11 protein-coding genes are annotated in these 15,472 nt (G+C 60.5%); 4 read left to right on the top strand and 7 right to left on the bottom strand.

What is annotated here, in order from left to right:
- Positions 1-4 precede the first annotated feature (4 nt).
- On the top strand, positions 5-1,291 hold the full coding sequence (locus DX908_RS14880) for a hypothetical protein (RefSeq protein WP_116393279.1): 1,287 nt from the start codon (positions 5-7) through the stop codon (positions 1,289-1,291).
- Here DX908_RS14880 and mfd read toward each other — a convergent pair whose 3' ends face one another.
- From mfd to DX908_RS14860, 4 genes are all read right to left on the bottom strand, one after another.
- The gene (gene mfd / locus DX908_RS14875) at positions 1,292-4,792 is read right to left on the bottom strand and encodes a transcription-repair coupling factor (protein WP_116393278.1); all 3,501 of its coding nucleotides are present in this window, start codon (positions 4,790-4,792) and stop codon (positions 1,292-1,294) included.
- Positions 4,793-4,919: 127 nt separating this feature from the next.
- Positions 4,920-6,611 carry a SulP family inorganic anion transporter gene (locus DX908_RS14870; protein ID WP_116393277.1) on the bottom strand — a complete coding sequence of 564 codons (1,692 nt, stop codon included), beginning with the start codon at positions 6,609-6,611 and terminating at the stop codon, positions 4,920-4,922.
- A 27-nt stretch (positions 6,612-6,638) separates the two neighbouring features.
- Complete coding sequence (locus DX908_RS14865; protein ID WP_116393276.1) at positions 6,639-7,307, bottom strand: carbonic anhydrase; 669 nt, start codon at positions 7,305-7,307, stop codon at positions 6,639-6,641.
- 320 nt (positions 7,308-7,627) lie between these two features.
- On the bottom strand, positions 7,628-7,924 hold the full coding sequence (locus tag DX908_RS14860) for a succinate dehydrogenase assembly factor 2 (protein ID WP_233508732.1): 297 nt from the start codon (positions 7,922-7,924) through the stop codon (positions 7,628-7,630).
- 112 nt (positions 7,925-8,036) lie between these two features.
- Between DX908_RS14860 and fdxA the strand changes: the two genes are divergently transcribed.
- The gene (gene fdxA, locus DX908_RS14855; protein ID WP_116393275.1) at positions 8,037-8,375 is read left to right on the top strand and encodes a ferredoxin FdxA; all 339 of its coding nucleotides are present in this window, start codon (positions 8,037-8,039) and stop codon (positions 8,373-8,375) included.
- Between the two features lie 210 nt (positions 8,376-8,585).
- Here the strand turns inward: fdxA and DX908_RS16500 are convergent, their stop codons facing one another.
- On the bottom strand, positions 8,586-8,951 hold the full coding sequence (locus tag DX908_RS16500; protein ID WP_199564770.1) for a hypothetical protein: 366 nt from the start codon (positions 8,949-8,951) through the stop codon (positions 8,586-8,588).
- A gap of 145 nt (positions 8,952-9,096) precedes the next feature.
- Here DX908_RS16500 and DX908_RS16495 point away from each other — a divergent pair, with 145 nt between their 5' ends.
- Positions 9,097-9,654 (top strand): CarD family transcriptional regulator, encoded by a 558-nt coding sequence (locus DX908_RS16495; protein WP_199564769.1) that lies wholly within the window; start codon positions 9,097-9,099, stop codon positions 9,652-9,654.
- A gap of 115 nt (positions 9,655-9,769) precedes the next feature.
- Positions 9,770-11,587: an aminopeptidase P family protein gene (locus DX908_RS14845; RefSeq protein WP_116393273.1), complete on the top strand. Its 1,818-nt coding sequence runs from the start codon at positions 9,770-9,772 to the stop codon at positions 11,585-11,587.
- Here DX908_RS14845 and ligA read toward each other — a convergent pair whose 3' ends face one another.
- Positions 11,588-13,753: an NAD-dependent DNA ligase LigA gene (ligA, locus tag DX908_RS14840; RefSeq protein WP_116393272.1), complete on the bottom strand. Its 2,166-nt coding sequence runs from the start codon at positions 13,751-13,753 to the stop codon at positions 11,588-11,590.
- Entirely contained in the window at positions 13,750-15,438 is a 1,689-nt protein-coding gene (gene recN, locus DX908_RS14835; RefSeq protein WP_116393271.1) for a DNA repair protein RecN, read from the bottom strand. The genes ligA and recN overlap by 4 nt, the downstream gene beginning before the upstream one ends.
- Positions 15,439-15,472: the final 34 nt, after the last annotated feature.

The raw sequence follows: 15,472 nt of genomic DNA, 5'->3' as shown, positions 1-15,472 counted from the left end.
GATAATGACGCTGAATGACAAACCCCGCCGGTCGATCCGGATCGCCCTGCATCAGGACAAGGGCGCAGGCCGCAATCTTGAGCGTCTGCTCCTTGAACAGGGGATTGATCCGACCGCGACCAGCATCACGGCAGACGTCGTGATCGCGGACCTCACCTCGAGGGTACCGACGGAGATCAACAGCGTCGCCTCGCAGCTCCGCGAGATCAGTCTCGACAAGCCTCTTCTCTTCCTCGTCCTGCCGAGCCAGCTCGACCTGCCGCAGGTCAAACAGCTCGCCAAGAATGAGACTGTGATCATCAGTGCCGCGAATGAACGCGCGCTGCTGGCCGAGATTGCGCACCGCACGCTTGATACCGACCGCGCCAGCGAAGCGGCCATCCGCCTGCAGGCGATCTCCGCCACCGGGCTGGGCGCCCTGCCAACCCATCACGCAAGCCCCGAGGCGAGCGCGCTCCTGATTGCACCGCCCGGCCCTCGTGCGCTTGATCTGTCCTCGGAGCTTTCGCTTCACACATCGCTCAACACAGCGATGTCCCGGCAGCAGGCCCTCTCCGCTCTGGAGCATGGCGTCGCCGACCGCATCTTCATCTTGCCGCCGCAGAACCGCCGTCAGTCGGCAGCTCTCATAAAACTCCTGCGCCGTCACAGCATGATGAGCGGGACGCCCGTGGTCGTGTTCGAGGAAAAGCCCAACGATCGGCACCGCGATTACTGGACCCGCATGGGGGCCGATGCTGTCGTCTCGACATCTGAGCCTGCGCTGGCGTCTGCTATTGCGACCCAGCGCCGCCGTGCCCGCGATGCCAAGGTCAGCTCCGAGAACCTGCTCAAGCATCTCTCTTTCACCGATCACGGCGAATCGAGCCGGCTCTGCTCGCCGAAATTCTTCGATTCGGCCCTCGCTTTACGCTGCCGGTCGGACATGACTTTCTGTCTCGGCTCGCTGCGTCTGACGCCGCATTCAGGTGAAACACATCCGCAAATCTTCACCGAGCCTGCGATCTATGTCGCCCTCGGCTGCCAGCCGGCCGACCTTGTGACCCGTGCTGCTCCCGACACCCTCTTGATCAGCATGGCCGGGGCCGATCTGCATCATGCGAAACGCACCATGCGGATGATCTCGACACTTGTGCAGGATCTCAAATTCGGTACCCAGACCGCGCCGATCACCTTCTCAGCCAAGACGCATATCGTTCAGGCGGGTCCCGGCATGCAGCCGCGCGACCTGATCCGCCGTGCGCTCAAAGGCCTACAGGCGAGCAAGCCCGCTGACGTCCTGCTGGCGTAATCAGCCAGCGGCCTCTGCAATCTCTGCCAAAATCGTCAGCACGCGGCGGCACCCTTTCAGGCGATGATCTTCATTCGGCCAGACCTGCTTGAAGACGAGCTTCTGGTCAGGCCGCAATTTCATATCGAGCGGTGTCGTGCCGAGATACTGAACGAGCCCGACAGGATTCGGGAACTGGTTCTCCCGGAAGGTCACGACAGCACCCTTCGCCCCGGCATCGATCTTGGCAACATGCGCGCGGCGACAGAGCGATTTGATCGAGACAATCTGCAATAGTTGGTCGACTTCTGAGGGGAGCGGGCCAAACCGGTCGATCAGTTCCGCACCAAACCCTTCGATTTCTTCCGGCGTCTGAAGGTCCGACAGGCGCCGGTAGAGCGACATACGCACATCAAGATCCGCAACATAGAAATCGGGGATCAGTACGGCCGTGCCGATATTGATCTGCGGCGACCAGGTCTCTTCGGTCTCCGCCCCGCCTTCCTTCATTGATGCGACGGCCTCCTCCAGCATATGCTGATAGAGCTCGACGCCGACATCTTTGACGGTACCTGATTGCTCTTCACCCAGAAGGTTACCGGCGCCGCGGATATCAAGATCATGGCTGGCAAGGGTAAAGCCCGCCCCTAGCGTGTCGAGAGACTGCAGCACTTTGAGGCGCTTCTCGGCACCCGCCGTCATCTTCTTGCGTGGACTTGTCGTGAGGTAAGCATAGGCCCGCTGTTTGGACCGACCGACGCGCCCGCGGATCTGATAGAGCTGGCCAAGGCCAAACATATCCGCCCGATGCACGATCAGCGTGTTCGCCGTTGGCACATCGATCCCGCTTTCGATGATCGTCGTTGCCAGCAGCACATCGAACTTGCCGTCATAAAAGCCGTTCATGATGTCTTCGAGCTCACCGCCCGCCATTTGTCCGTGTCCGATACGGAATTTCACTTCCGGCACCTGCGCGGTCAGGAACTCAGCGACGGAATCAAGATCGGCCACCCTCGGGACGACATAAAAACTCTGCCCGCCCCTGTAATGCTCGCGCAGCAAGGTCTCGCGCGCAACGACTGCGTCGAAGGGCCCGATCGTCGTGCGCACAGCCAGCCTGTCGACCGGCGGTGTTGCGATAATTGAGAGATCCCGGATGCCCGCCATGGAGAGTTGCAACGTACGCGGAATGGGCGTCGCCGTCAGGGTCAGAACATGCGTGTCGCCCCGATATTCCTTGAGGCGCTCCTTATGCTTCACCCCGAAATGCTGCTCCTCATCAATGATCAAGAGGCCAAGGTCGCGGAAGCCGACGGTTTTTGCGAGCAGCGCATGGGTGCCGATGACGATATCGACGGATCCATCCCGCACCCCGGCGCGCGTGGCGGAAGCTTCCTTGGAGGAGACAAAGCGGGACAATTGTCGGACATTGACCGGGAAGCCGGCAAAGCGTTCGACGAAATTGCGGTAATGCTGACGCACCAGCAGGGTCGTCGGTGCGACGAGCGCGACCTGCCGTCCGGTCATGGCCGCAACGAAGGCCGCCCGCAGCGCCACTTCGGTCTTGCCGAAACCGACATCGCCGCAGACCAGCCGGTCCATCGGCTTGCCCGCGCCAAGATCGGTGATGACATCGTCAATGGCCGCGAGCTGGTCATCCGTCTCCGTATACGGAAAACGCGCGCAGAATTCATCATAGGCGCCATGTGGCGGGTTCATGACCTCGGCTTTTCGCGTCGCCCGCTTGGCGGCAATCGCGATCAACTGCTCGGCCATCATACGGATGCGTTCGCGCATCTTGGCCTTGCGGCCCTGCCACGATCCACCGCCAAGGCGGTCAAGGGCATGGCTTGGGTCGTCAGAACCGAACCGGCTGAGAAGTTCGATATTCTCGACAGGCAGGTAAAGCTTGTCGCCCTTGTGATAGGTCAGAAGGAGGCAGTCATGCGGCGCCCCGCCGACCTCCAGCGTCTCCAGTCCGTCATAGCGGCCCACCCCGTGATCGACATGCACAACGAGGTCACCGACCGACAGGGTCGAAGCTTCGGTCAGGAAGTTCTCGGCCCTTTTGGCCTTGCTCCGCCGCACCAGCCGGTCGCCAAGGATATCCTGCTCGGCGACGATGCAAAGATCATCCGTCTCGAACCCGTTTTCGAGGCCGAGCGTGACGACAGGGATATAATCCGTCTGCCCCCGGTCGATATCCGTCCAGGACGATTTGGAGATGAGCCCCTGCACATCATGATCCGTCAGAACGGATTTCAGCCGGTCCGCCGAACCCTGGGTCCAGCCTGCGACAATGGTCAGCTTTTCCTTGCGTTTCGCGGCAAGGTGATCAGCAACCGCATTAAAGACATTTTGCCCCGATGCGCGTTCGGCGGCAAAGCTGCGGGACTGACGCGCATGAAAATCAAAGGCGCGCTTGCCTTCAGGCGCCGAGAAAGGCGACAACCGCCGCAGCACCTGGGTCTCAAGCCGGGCCGACCATTCCTCCGGCTTCAGATAGAGTTTTTCCGGCGACAATGGACGATAAGGCACGCTTTCCATCGCGCCGCCTTCTTCACGCATGGCCATGTCATCGGCCCGTGTCTCGTAATAATCCTTTATCTGATCAAAGCGTTCCTTCGCCGCATCATCGGCAAGGTGATCAATGAAGAGAAGCGGGTCACCATCGAGATAATCAAACAGCGTGCCGGTCTCTTCATAGAAAAGCGGTAGCCAGTGCTCCATCCCCGCCTGACGGCGCCCGGCGGAAACCGCCTCGTAAACCGGATCATCGCCCGGCGCGCCGAAGAGCTTGAGATAGCCCGCGCGAAAGCGGGAAATACTGTCTTCTGTCAGAAGGACTTCGGAAGCAGCTGACAGATGAATATCCGCCCGCTGACGGGTCGTCATCTGGGTGACAGGATCAAAGGCGCGGATCGTCTCCAGCGTATCGCCGAAGAAATCGAGCCGCAGCGGCTCATCGTCGCCCGGCGGGAAAAGATCGATCAGCCCCCCGCGCACCGCAAACTCACCCGGCTCGCGCACAGTCGATGCCCGCGCATACCCATTGGCGGCAAGAAAACCGGTCAGCTCGTCCATATCGACGCTGGCGCTGGGACGGGCGGCAAAACTCGACGCCTCGACCAGCTTCCGTGACGGCGTGCGCTGGGTGACGGCGTTGATGACTGTCACGAGGATGAGGGGCGTCTTGCCGTCATGCGCGGCCAGCGCCGAGAGTGCCGCCATCCGCGCGGCCACGACTTCCGGCGACGGCGACAACCGGTCGTAAGGCAAGCAATCCCACGCGGGGAACCGGATGACGGGCACGGAGGGCGCGAAAAACTGGAGCGCCGCAGCCATCGCCGCGGCGCGGCTGGCATCGCGCGCAATATGCAGGATCAACCCGCCCCGCGCGGTGGCAGCTTCAGCGACAGCTAGTGCATCGGCGCCTTCAGGCGCGCCGTGAACGGTGAGACTGTCGAGCCCTTCCCAGGCGGCTTTCGCTGAGATCTGGGCTGTTGCCGATTGCATCACCATGACGGGAACCTTCAACGCGAAAAAGCGCGGAAGCGAGCTTTCACTTCCGCGCGGAATTCAAATGGAGGGTCGAGCTAGTCGCCCAGGAGACAAAGGGCAAGGTTTCCCCCGCCCTTTGTTATTCTCGTCAGGTGGCCGGAAGCGCACCATCAGCCAGCAAGGGTTCATCCGCAGCAGGGGCGACAGCCCCCCACGCAGCCCGCAGGGCCTCGATACGCGTCGGATAGCTTCTCGCCTCATCGATGTGGGTATCGGCGTTAAGACCAGCGAGTACATCAGCCACAGCCTTATTCATACCGCACACGAACAGAAGCTTGCCCTCATCATGCGCATCAGTGGCAACAGTTTCGACCGCCCGCACCGCTGACAAATCAAGATGCGGGATACGGGAGAAGTCGAGAATGATCGCTGCCTTCTTACCGGCCCGTTCACGCACCCGGTGAGCAAGGTCAGCTGCCGCCCCAAAGCTCAATGGGCCTGAGAACTCGAACAGGCTGATCCGCCCATTTGCTTGATCAAGAATGGCCTTCTCGTCAGCGGTCAGGGCAAGCACCTCTTCATTGTCGATAGCGCTCAATTGCTGGTCCGCAATCGACTTCACATAGGCAAGACCTGCGAGGAAGACGCCAATCCCGACTGCCGTGATGAGGTCAACAAAGACCGTCACAACAAGAACGAGTGCCATCAGGATCAGGTCCCAGCGGGGGCCTTTGTGCGCCCGGCGCAGATAGCTGACATCCACAATATCCCAACCAACCTTGATGAGGATACCTGCCAGCACCGTATGCGGAATGGCTTTGGCAAGCGGCGCCATGAAAGGCATGGCGACAATCGCCAGGAGGATCAGGCCATGGACCATACCGGATATCCTTGTCCGGCCACCGGTCTTGATATTGACCACGGTCCGCATGGTGGCACCGGCGCCCGGGATGGCGCCAAAAAAGCCCGCCACGGTGTTCCCGATGCCCTGACCGATCAGCTCCCGGTTAGACTCATGACGATCGCGCGTCATGTTGTCGGCAACAAGAGATGTCAGCAGACTGTCGATCGCGCCGAGTGCCGCGAGGATCACCGCCGCTTCAAAGACGATGAACGCCGTGTCGGTGGAGAAGGACGGCATGATGAAGCTCGGCAGACCCGTCTTCAGCCCATCCCCAAGGATCGGTACATTCAGCCCGCCAAATGAGGCAAGACATGTCCCAATGATCAGCGCTGCGAGCGGTGCCGGCAGGAAACGGCCGATCTTCTTGGGCCACAGGAACACAATCGCGACCGTCAGAAGACCAAGCGCCAGTGCCGCAACATTTGGATCGGCCATGGCCCCCGGGATGGCTGTCAGGGCCGGGATGGTCCCGCCGCCTTCAGGTTCATGCCCAAACAGGCGTGACGCCTGAAGCAGGATGATGATCACGCCGATGCCTGTCATGAAACCGGAAATGACCGGGTACGGCACAAGCCGGATATACTGGCCCAAGCGGAAGACCCCGAACAGGATCTGAATGATTCCGGCGAGAACGACCGCCGCAAAAACCAGTGACAGATTGCCGGACAGGCTCGCAAACACACCGGCAAAGACAACAACCATCGGACCCGTTGGCCCAGTGATTTGTGTATTTGTGCCGCCAAACAGAGCAGCAAAGAAGCCGGTGATCATTGCGCCCCAGAGCCCGGCAACAGGCCCAGCACCAGAGGCTTCACCGAAAGCAAGCGCCAGCGGCAGTGCAACGATACCAGCCGTCAGGCCACCGAACAAATCGCCGCGCAGATGTGAAAAGTCGAAATAAGGCGCACGCGCCTTTACCTCTTGGGTAGAGGACATATGAATTCTCCTTGAAGAGGGTTCAGGTCAGGCCGCGCAGCCGGAATGCCCCAGATGCTTTGCCACTTCCGCTGCGTAACGCTCCGCAACCGGCTCAAATTTGCCGCTCGCTTCATCATAAGCGACGACTTCGCCACTCTTGATGTCATAGACCCAGCCATGCAGCGCAAGGTCGCCCTTGGCGAGACGTACCGCGACTGCCGGGTGAGTTTTGAGGTGCTGGAGCTGCAAAACGACATTCTGTTCGAGCAGCATTTTCATCCGTGTCTCATCATCCGCATCCGGTGCAAGATGATTGACGATGTCAACTGCGGCTTTGGAATAGCCAAGCCACTGGCGGACATGGGGAAGCGAATCGAGCCCCTCCGGGTTCATCGCGCCTTTCATGGCCCCGCATTCTGTATGCCCACAGATGACGATGTGCGGAATATTAAGCGCAGAAACAGCGAATTCGATACTCGCGGTCATCCCGCCTGTATGTTCCGTATGCGGCGGCACGATGTTGCCGGCATTCCGGCAGATGAAGAGCTCACCAGGGTCTGTCTGGGTGATCATCGCCGTTTCGATACGGGAATCCGAACAGGTGATGAACAGGGCCTCGGGCGACTGGCCGTGGCTCAGTTTTTCGAACAGCTCTTTTTTCTCGGGGAAGACTTCGGACTGAAACTTAACAACCCCGGCAGCAAATCGCGGCATGTTGCGACCTTCTTTACGTTGGGGCTCGGTGACCCTCCGCATCAGCATAGCAGAATGACATAAAGTCACCCACTTTGACAGATCGCTGCCCTTTAAGAAGGAAAACGCCGCCAGTCACCGCACGAAAGGCTCAACGGAGGGTTTCCCCTCCCCGAGCGGTTCGTTGCGGGCGGCCGCAACTCTTTCGAGTCGAACCGGTCATGACGCCCGCCGTACCGTGATGGTCGCCCGACATGCCGGGTCACGAGACGTCTAAAGCCTTCGCGACAGCGGCAATTTGCCGTCTGCGACAAAAATTTCAAGACTCTCTGAGAAAGATTTCAGGCTGAACCGCTGAGCAATAATGTCGCAACCTCGAAGTCACGCATCTTGCGAAAAACCGGCCCGTTGTAATTGTCCGGCACATCCTCACGCCCGATGATCCAGGCGTAAAGCTCCTGATCCGGCACTTCGAGTAAGGAGGAAAATTCATCGACTTCCGCACTCGTCATATCTTCGAGATGCCGCTTGGCAAAATTCCCGATGACGAGATCAGCTTCCTTAAACCCCCGGTGCATGGCCCGGTAGAGAAGACGGCGGCGGATAGGCGAGAGTGTCATGAATGTGTCGTAGGGCATTAGCCCGGTTGTGGATAGCGTCAGCAATGCTGCACTTGTTGCCTTTTTGCAGTTTATCCATATAGGCGGGGATTCCCGGCCTGCCCGTTCGCAACGAAAGAGTGACCGCCAGATGACCTATGTCGTCACCGACGCCTGCATCCTTTGCAAATACACCGACTGTGTCGAAGTCTGCCCTGTCGACTGTTTCTACGAAGGGGAGAATTTCCTCGCCATCAAGCCGGATGAGTGCATCGATTGCGGTGTCTGTGAGCCCGAATGCCCGGTCGACGCCATCAAGCCTGATACCGAAGATCCTGACGGCAAGTGGACCGAGCTGAATGCTCGCCTTTCCGAGATGTGGCCGAATATAACGCGGGCCAAACCTGCCTTGCCTGACGCGGATAATTATGCCGAAGTAGACGGCAAGCTCGACAAACTGTCCGAGGCACCTGGCACTGGCGACGAATAAGCCTCGCCGACCCTGAAGCCCCCTGCATTCCGGTCGCTGATGCCCGGCGCTGGAATCCTGTGCAATTTTGTGCTATATGTAGGTGAATGCTGGGGCGAGGCCCCAATAAGTCGGGGCAGAAGCCCCATTTTTAACAGATCGGAGGCCGCCGGTCCGGCGGTCTTTTTATTTCTCTCATGCCGCTGACATGTGTCTGCGGTCTGGATGAGGCTACGCGGAAGGATTGGCGATGAGCAAAGCCACCTCTTCAAAGAAAACGACAACGACCAAGAAGACAGCCAAAACGGCTTCGGGCACCGCCACACGGAAAACCACCGCCCGTAAGTCGACCAGTACGGCACGCAAGAGCCCGACGACGGCTCGTAAGACCACCGCGAAGAAAACAACAACGGCCAAAAAAGCCGAACCCGCCAAGAAAGCGGCAGTGAAGAAATCCGATTCCCCCACAAAATCGACGACTGCCAAAAAAGCAGCGCCGAAGAAACCCGCTGCGGCCAAGACGACCAAAAAGGCCGCTGCTCCGAAATCCGCCGCCAAAACGGCGCGGAAAACGACGTCTGGCAAAGGTACCGCCAACGCGTCCTCATCTCCCAAAACCGTCAAGCAGAGTGAGAAAAAGTCTGTGAAATCAGCCGCTAAGTTACCAGCAGCTAAAGCAAATTCGAAAGCCGCCCCTGAGTCAGCAGGCGACGACGATAAGCCGAAAATTGCCCCCGCCCCGATGCGCCCGGCCCTTCGCGTGGCCAAACGCGCCGAAGCTCGGCGGGACAAGAATCAGACCTTCAAGGTCAACACCCAGATCATCTATCCGGCTCACGGCGTTGGCTATATCGACTCGGTCGAGAAGCAGTCGATCGCTGATATCGAGGTCGAGCTTTTCGTGATCGATTTCGAGCACGAGAAAATGAAGCTTCGCGTTCCTGTGGTGAAGGCCGCAGCGTCCGGCATGCGGAACCTCTCGACGGCCGAACAGATCGATGGCGCCCTTGAACTGCTCGAAGGCAAGGCCCGCATCAAGCGGACCATGTGGTCGCGCCGCGCGCAGGAATATGAAGCCAAGATCAATTCTGGCGACCTGATCTCTGTCGCTGAAGTCGTTCGTGACCTTTATCGCGCCGACGACCAACCCGAGCAGAGCTATTCTGAACGCCAGCTCTTCGAGCAGGCGCGCGAGCGATTCGGCCGCGAAGTGGCCGCTGTGCGCAAGAAGACCCTCGAAAAAGCGATCGAGGAAATTCACGAGCACCTTGCGAAGAAAGAAAAAGTCGACGCCAGCTAAGGCCCTGCTTTTTAGTCATTGGAAACGCCGCCCGGTCATGAGACTGAGGGCGGCGTTTTTATTTTCAGGCGGCGTCAGCTAGGCGTCGCGCAGGTGACGCGTAAGGAGATTTCCCATGTTTCAGACATTCGAGCCCGCATCCGATATCGGCTTTGCCGCGGCGCATGTCCCCCCATTGCGGGCCGCTCTGGCCGACCAGGGCCTTGATGGCCTGCTCATCCCGCATGATGATGCCTATCTGAACGAATATCTGCCTGACAATGCCGAGCGGCTGATGTGGGTGTCGGGCTTTTCCGGGTCCGCCGGAATGGCCATCGTCTTGAAGGACAAGGCCGCCGTCTTCTCTGATGGGCGGTACACGTTGCAATTGCGCGAACAGGTCGATCAGGAATATTTCGAGCTTCACAATACCGCCGATGTCGATCCCGCCGAGTGGCTCGCCACGAACACTGCCGAGGGCGCGGTCATCGGCTATGACCCGTTCCTTTACTCGAAAGCCGGTCTTGCACCCTATGTAAGGATGGCCGCGAAGTCTGGCTTTACCCTGAAGGCATTGGAGACCAACCCGATAGATGTCGCATGGGAAGACCAGCCTGAAGAGCCCTGCGCGCCGATCCTTCCGCACCCAGACAGCTTTTCAGGTGAGGGAAGCGAATCCAAACGCCACCGTCTGGCCGAAGATCTTAAATCCGCCAAGGTCGGCGCTGCGCTCTTGACCGCACCGCATTCGCTGGCCTGGCTCTTCAACATCCGTGGCGGCGACGTCCACGCCAGCCCCCTGCCGCTTGGTCGCGCGATCCTGCGCGTTGATGGTAGCGCCGAGCTTTTCATCCATCCCGACAAGGTGACCGACGGCCTGCCCGCTCATCTTGGCAATGAAGTGACCATCCGTGCCGAGACGGAAGTGATGTCCGCCCTTGCCGATCTGGGCAAAGCCGGCGTCAAGGTTGCCGTGGACCCTGCCATCACCCCGCTTGCCTTCACGCAGGCCCTTGAGGCTGCGGGCGCCGGCATTGAGGAGATGGCAGACCCCTGCTCCCTCCCCCGTGCCCTGAAGAACGACGCCGAACTTGATGGCGCGCGCGCGGCTCATATCCGCGACGGCGCGGTCATCACCCGCTTCTTGCACTGGCTGGCCGAGGAAGCCCCCAAGAGCGAACTCACAGAAATCGCCGCCGCCCAGAAACTTGAATCCTTACGTATCGCAACCGGCGTCCTCAAAGATATCAGCTTTGATACGATTTCAGGCTCTGCCAATCACGGTGCCCTGCCGCATTACCGCGTCTCGACCCGCTCCGATCAGAAGATCAAGCCGGGCACCCTGTTCCTGATCGATTCTGGTGGTCAGTATGAGGACGGCACGACGGACATCACCCGGACCATGGCAATTGGCGCACCGACCGAGGAGATGCGCCGCTGCTACACGCTGGTTCTGCAGGGTCATATCGCGCTCGCCACAGCGAAATTCCCCAAGGGCACGTCCGGCCACGCGCTCGATGCCTTCGCCCGCCGCCCGCTCTGGGAAGCGGGCCTCGACTATGATCACGGCACAGGCCACGGCGTCGGCAGCTATCTGGGTGTCCATGAAGGCCCGCAGAAGATCTCGAAACATCCGATCGCGCAGGCGCTAGAGCCCGGCATGATCTGCTCGAATGAGCCCGGTTTCTACAAGGCGGGTGAATTCGGCATACGGATTGAAAACCTCATCATCGTCACCCAGCCGCAACCGGTCCCCGGCGGCGAACGCGAGATGATGTCCTTTGAGACCATCACCCTTGCACCGCTCGAACGCGAACTGATCGTCGCGGACATGCTGACCGAAGACGAACGCAAATGGGTCGACGACTATCACGCAGAGGTCTGGGCCAAGGTCGGCCCCGAGCTTGATGGTGAGGTCAAGGACTGGCTGAAAGCCCGGACTGCCGCGCTCTGATCACCCGGAGACTAGGGTGAGCCACTCATCCTCGGTCAGCACATTCACGCCGTGCTCCGCCGCTTTTTTAAGCTTGGAGCCGGCCTTCGCGCCCGCGACCAGATAGTCCGTCTTGCCCGAAATCGAGCCGGATACTTTCGCGCCAAGGCTTGCCGCTTTTGCTTTGGCCTCGTCGCGGGTCATCTTCTCCAGCGTGCCGGTAAAGACGACCGTCTTGCCGGAGACTGGGCTGTCGGAGGCGGCTTTCGGCATGGGTTCCGGATCAACTTCCTTTGCCAGAGCCGTCAGTGCCGTGACATTTTTCGGCTCATGGAAGAATTCGGCGAGTGCGTCGGTAACCGTCTCACCAACCCCGTCGATCGAAAGCAGCTCGGCCTTCACTTCTTCATTCCCCGCAGCCAGCGCCTGCCCCGCCGCCTCAAAGGCTTCAAGCGACTCATAGCGACTGGCGAGCAATCTGGCCGTGATCTCTCCGACATGGCGGATGCCTAGCGCGAATATCAGCCGGTCGAGCCGACGCGTGCGCGCCGCCCGGATCGAGGCGAAAAGATTGTCGAGCGATTTGCGGTTGGTGACCTCATTCGTCCAGCGTGCAGGCTGGGTCTTGGTCGGCGCGAGGCGCTTATAGCTCTGAAGATCCGACGTGCCCGGCACGTCGAATTCGTCGTCCAGATAACGCTGCTCCAGCGTGAAGATATCCGCTGGGGAGCGGATCATCCGCCGCCCGAAGAAATCCTCGATCTGCCGCGCACCGAGTCCATCGATGTCCATCGCACGGCGGGAGACGAAATGTTTGAGGCGCTCGACAAGCTGCGCGGGACAGATCAGCCCGCCGGTGCAGCGCGTGACCACATCGCGCTCGCCGGTCTTTTCATTCAGCTCCCGGACGGCATCCGAGCCGCAGACCGGACAGGTCTCAGGAAACTGATAGGGTTTTGCCCCCTTGGGCCTTTTGGCTTTGACGACTTCCAGCACCTGCGGGATGACATCGCCTGCCCGCTGGATGATGACCGTGTCCCCCTCACGCGCATCGAGCCGCTCAATCTCATCGGCATTGTGCAGGGTCGCATTGGAGACAACGACCCCGCCGACCGTCACGGGATGAAGCCGCGCCGTCGGCGTCAGCGCGCCGGTCCGCCCAACCTGAATATCGATCCGCTCAAGGATTGTCTGGGCCTTCTCGGCGCTGAATTTATGGGCAATAGCCCAGCGCGGCGCGCGGCTGACAAAGCCTAACCGCTCCTGCCAGTCGAGCCGATCAACCTTATAGACGACCCCATCGATATCGTAATCGAGTTCGGCGCGCTGCTCCTCAATCGCATGATAATGCGCAAGCGCCTCCTCGACGGTTGCGGTACGAACGAAAAGATCGTTCACGGAGAACCCGAACTCCGCAAGTCGTTCGACCGCGCCGCTCTGCGTCTCGGCCAAGCCTTCGCCCGACACTTCACCCCAAGCATAGGCAAAGAATTTGAGCGGCCGGGAAGCTGTCACTTCGACATCTTTCTGGCGTAAGGAACCCGCTGCCGCGTTGCGCGGATTGGCAAAAACTTTCTGGCCTTCGAGCTCGAACCGCCGGTTCATCTCGGCAAAATCCTCCTTGCCGAGATAGACCTCACCGCGCACTTCGAGCACATCCGGCGCGCCTTTGATCTCCTTCGGAATATCATCAAGCGTCGCAAGGTTGCGGGTGATGTCCTCGCCCACCGTGCCGTCACCGCGTGTCGCGCCGAGCACGAATTTGCCCTTCTCATAACGCAGGCTGGCCGACAGCCCGTCAATTTTGGGCTCCGCCGTCAAGGCGACTTCCTCGTCCTCGGCCAGACCGAGGAACCGCCGAATTCGCGCGACAAATTCATGCACATCTTCATCCGAGAACGCATTATCAAGTGACAGCATGGGCCGGGCATGCGTGACCTTTGCAAAGCGTCCGCTGGGCGCCGCGCCAACTTTCTGTGTTGGGCTCTCCGCATTCTTCAGGGCAGGAAAGACCGCTTCAATCGCCTCAAGCCGCTGGCGGGCGGCATCATATTCTGCATCCGTGAGGCTCGGGTCATCATCTTGATAATAGGCGCGATCCGCATCGGCGATGAGTGCTGCAAGACGCGCATGCTCCGTACCAGCGTCCTTTTCAGACAGCTTTTCGGCCGGCGTCCTGTCCGTCACGCAGCCCGCCTTTTCGGCTTGCCAGCGAGCAGCTTGGCCGCAGCGGCCCGTGCCTCATCGGTGATTTTCGCGCCGGACAACATGCGGGCGATTTCCTCCGTCCGCGCCTCATCGTCAAGCCGGGTGACCGTGGTCGTCAGCCGCTGGCGCCCCTTTTTCTCCACCTTCAGATGGACGGCCCCACGCGCGGCGACCTGCGGACTGTGCGTGACAACAAGCACCTGACTGCCCCGCGAAATGGCTTCAAGACGTTCGCCGACCGCATCGGCTACTGCGCCGCCGACCCCTGAATCGACCTCATCGAAGATGATCACGGTGCGGCTCTCACGGGCGACCAGCACGGCTTTGAGCGCAAGCACGAAGCGCGACAGTTCCCCGCCCGATGCAATCACGGAGAGATCACCGAAAGGCGTGCCGGGATTGGTCGAGACAAGAAAACGGATCCGGTCAATGCCGCGCGCGCTTGGCTCATCAGGCCGGGGGTCGACCTCCGCATGGAAGCGCGCATGGCCGAGCTTTAAGGGCTTCAGCTCTTTCTCAATCGCCCGATCGAGACGGTCGGAGGCCTGTCGCCGCCGCTCGGAGAGAAGCGAGGCGGCCTTGTCGAATTTCCGGCGCGCCGCGCGAAGGTCGGCTTCGAGCTTGCCGAAATTCTCCTCGCCCTCCTCGATACTGGCGAGCGCGGCGGTCACTTCTTGCAGGTAGTCCGCCAGCCGGTCCGGGATGCGCGAATATTTCCGGCCCGCTGCGCGCAAGGCAAAGAGGCGCTCCTCGGTCCGGTTGAGATCCTCCGCATCCGTCACAAAACTGTCCGCCGCGGCCACCACCGCATCGCGGGCCGCACCGAACTCCTCCATCGCCGCATCAAGCCGCGCGACAGCTTCGGTCAGAGGCCCCGCCTCTCCTTCGGGCAGGCGGGCGGCTGCGCGCTCGATCTGCATGGCGGCATGAGCGAGCCTGCGCGTCGCGCCATCATCCTCAAGCACTTCTGTCGCATCCCTGAGATCACCGGCGACTTTCTCGGCTGCCATCAGCACTGCACGCCGGTCGGCGAGCGTTGCCTCCTCACCCGGTTCGGGGCCGAGCGCGGTCAGCTCTTCGGCGACATGGCGCAGATAATCCGTCTCCCCCGCAAGGCGCGCGCGTTCGGCCTTTGCCTCCTCCAGCGTCCGCTCGATCTCCCGCACCTCTGACCAGAGGCGCGCGACCTCTGCGGCCTCTTCGGTCAGCCCGCCATACTGATCGAGAAGCTGGCCATGGGTTTCAGGGTTCAGAAATCCGAGACTCTGGTGCTGGCCATGGACTTCAATCAGGGTCTCGCCGATCTGGCGCAGGAGCGCGACGCTCACTGCTTGGTCATTGATGAAAGCCCGCGATTTGCCGTCCGCCATCTGCACACGGCGCAGGGTCATCGTGTCATCCTCGGTTGAGAGCCCGTTCTGCTCCAGCGCCTCCCAGGCGGGATGCTCCGCTGACACATCAAAGGTCGCCGCGACAATGCCCTTGTCTGCGCTGTAGCGGACGAGCCCTTTATCAGCCCGCGCGCCGGTCGCGAGGCCCAGCGAATCGAGCAGGATCGACTTGCCCGCCCCGGTCTCCCCGGTCAGGGCCGTCAATCCACCACCGACCGACAGCCGCAACTGATCGATCAGGACGATATCCTGGATATGGAGCTCACAAAGCATGCGCTGATTGTCGGCCGAACCGGAGAACAGGTCA

The sequence above is a fragment of the Parvularcula marina genome, assembly GCF_003399445.1.
Classification (GTDB): domain Bacteria; phylum Pseudomonadota; class Alphaproteobacteria; order Caulobacterales; family Parvularculaceae; genus Parvularcula; species Parvularcula marina.
Note: the sequence above shows the minus strand (reverse complement) of the source record. Positions and strands in the feature narration are given on the sequence as shown.

What these genes read in the sequence shown, in the direction of transcription:
- fdxA (WP_116393275.1), top strand. Translation starts at nt 8,037, where the DNA reads ATGACCTATGTCGTCACCGACGCCTGCATCCTTTGCAAATACACCGAC.
- DX908_RS14845 (WP_116393273.1), top strand. Translation starts at nt 9,770, where the DNA reads ATGTTTCAGACATTCGAGCCCGCATCCGATATCGGCTTTGCCGCGGCG.
- DX908_RS14860 (WP_233508732.1), bottom strand. Translation starts at nt 7,924, where the DNA reads ATGCCCTACGACACATTCATGACACTCTCGCCTATCCGCCGCCGTCTT.
- DX908_RS16495 (WP_199564769.1), top strand. Translation starts at nt 9,097, where the DNA reads ATGCGCCCGGCCCTTCGCGTGGCCAAACGCGCCGAAGCTCGGCGGGAC.
- DX908_RS14870 (WP_116393277.1), bottom strand. Translation starts at nt 6,611, where the DNA reads ATGTCCTCTACCCAAGAGGTAAAGGCGCGTGCGCCTTATTTCGACTTT.
- recN (WP_116393271.1), bottom strand. Translation starts at nt 15,438, where the DNA reads ATGCTTTGTGAGCTCCATATCCAGGATATCGTCCTGATCGATCAGTTG.
- DX908_RS14880 (WP_116393279.1), top strand. Translation starts at nt 5, where the DNA reads ATGACGCTGAATGACAAACCCCGCCGGTCGATCCGGATCGCCCTGCAT.
- DX908_RS14865 (WP_116393276.1), bottom strand. Translation starts at nt 7,307, where the DNA reads ATGCCGCGATTTGCTGCCGGGGTTGTTAAGTTTCAGTCCGAAGTCTTC.
- mfd (WP_116393278.1), bottom strand. Translation starts at nt 4,792, where the DNA reads ATGGTGATGCAATCGGCAACAGCCCAGATCTCAGCGAAAGCCGCCTGG.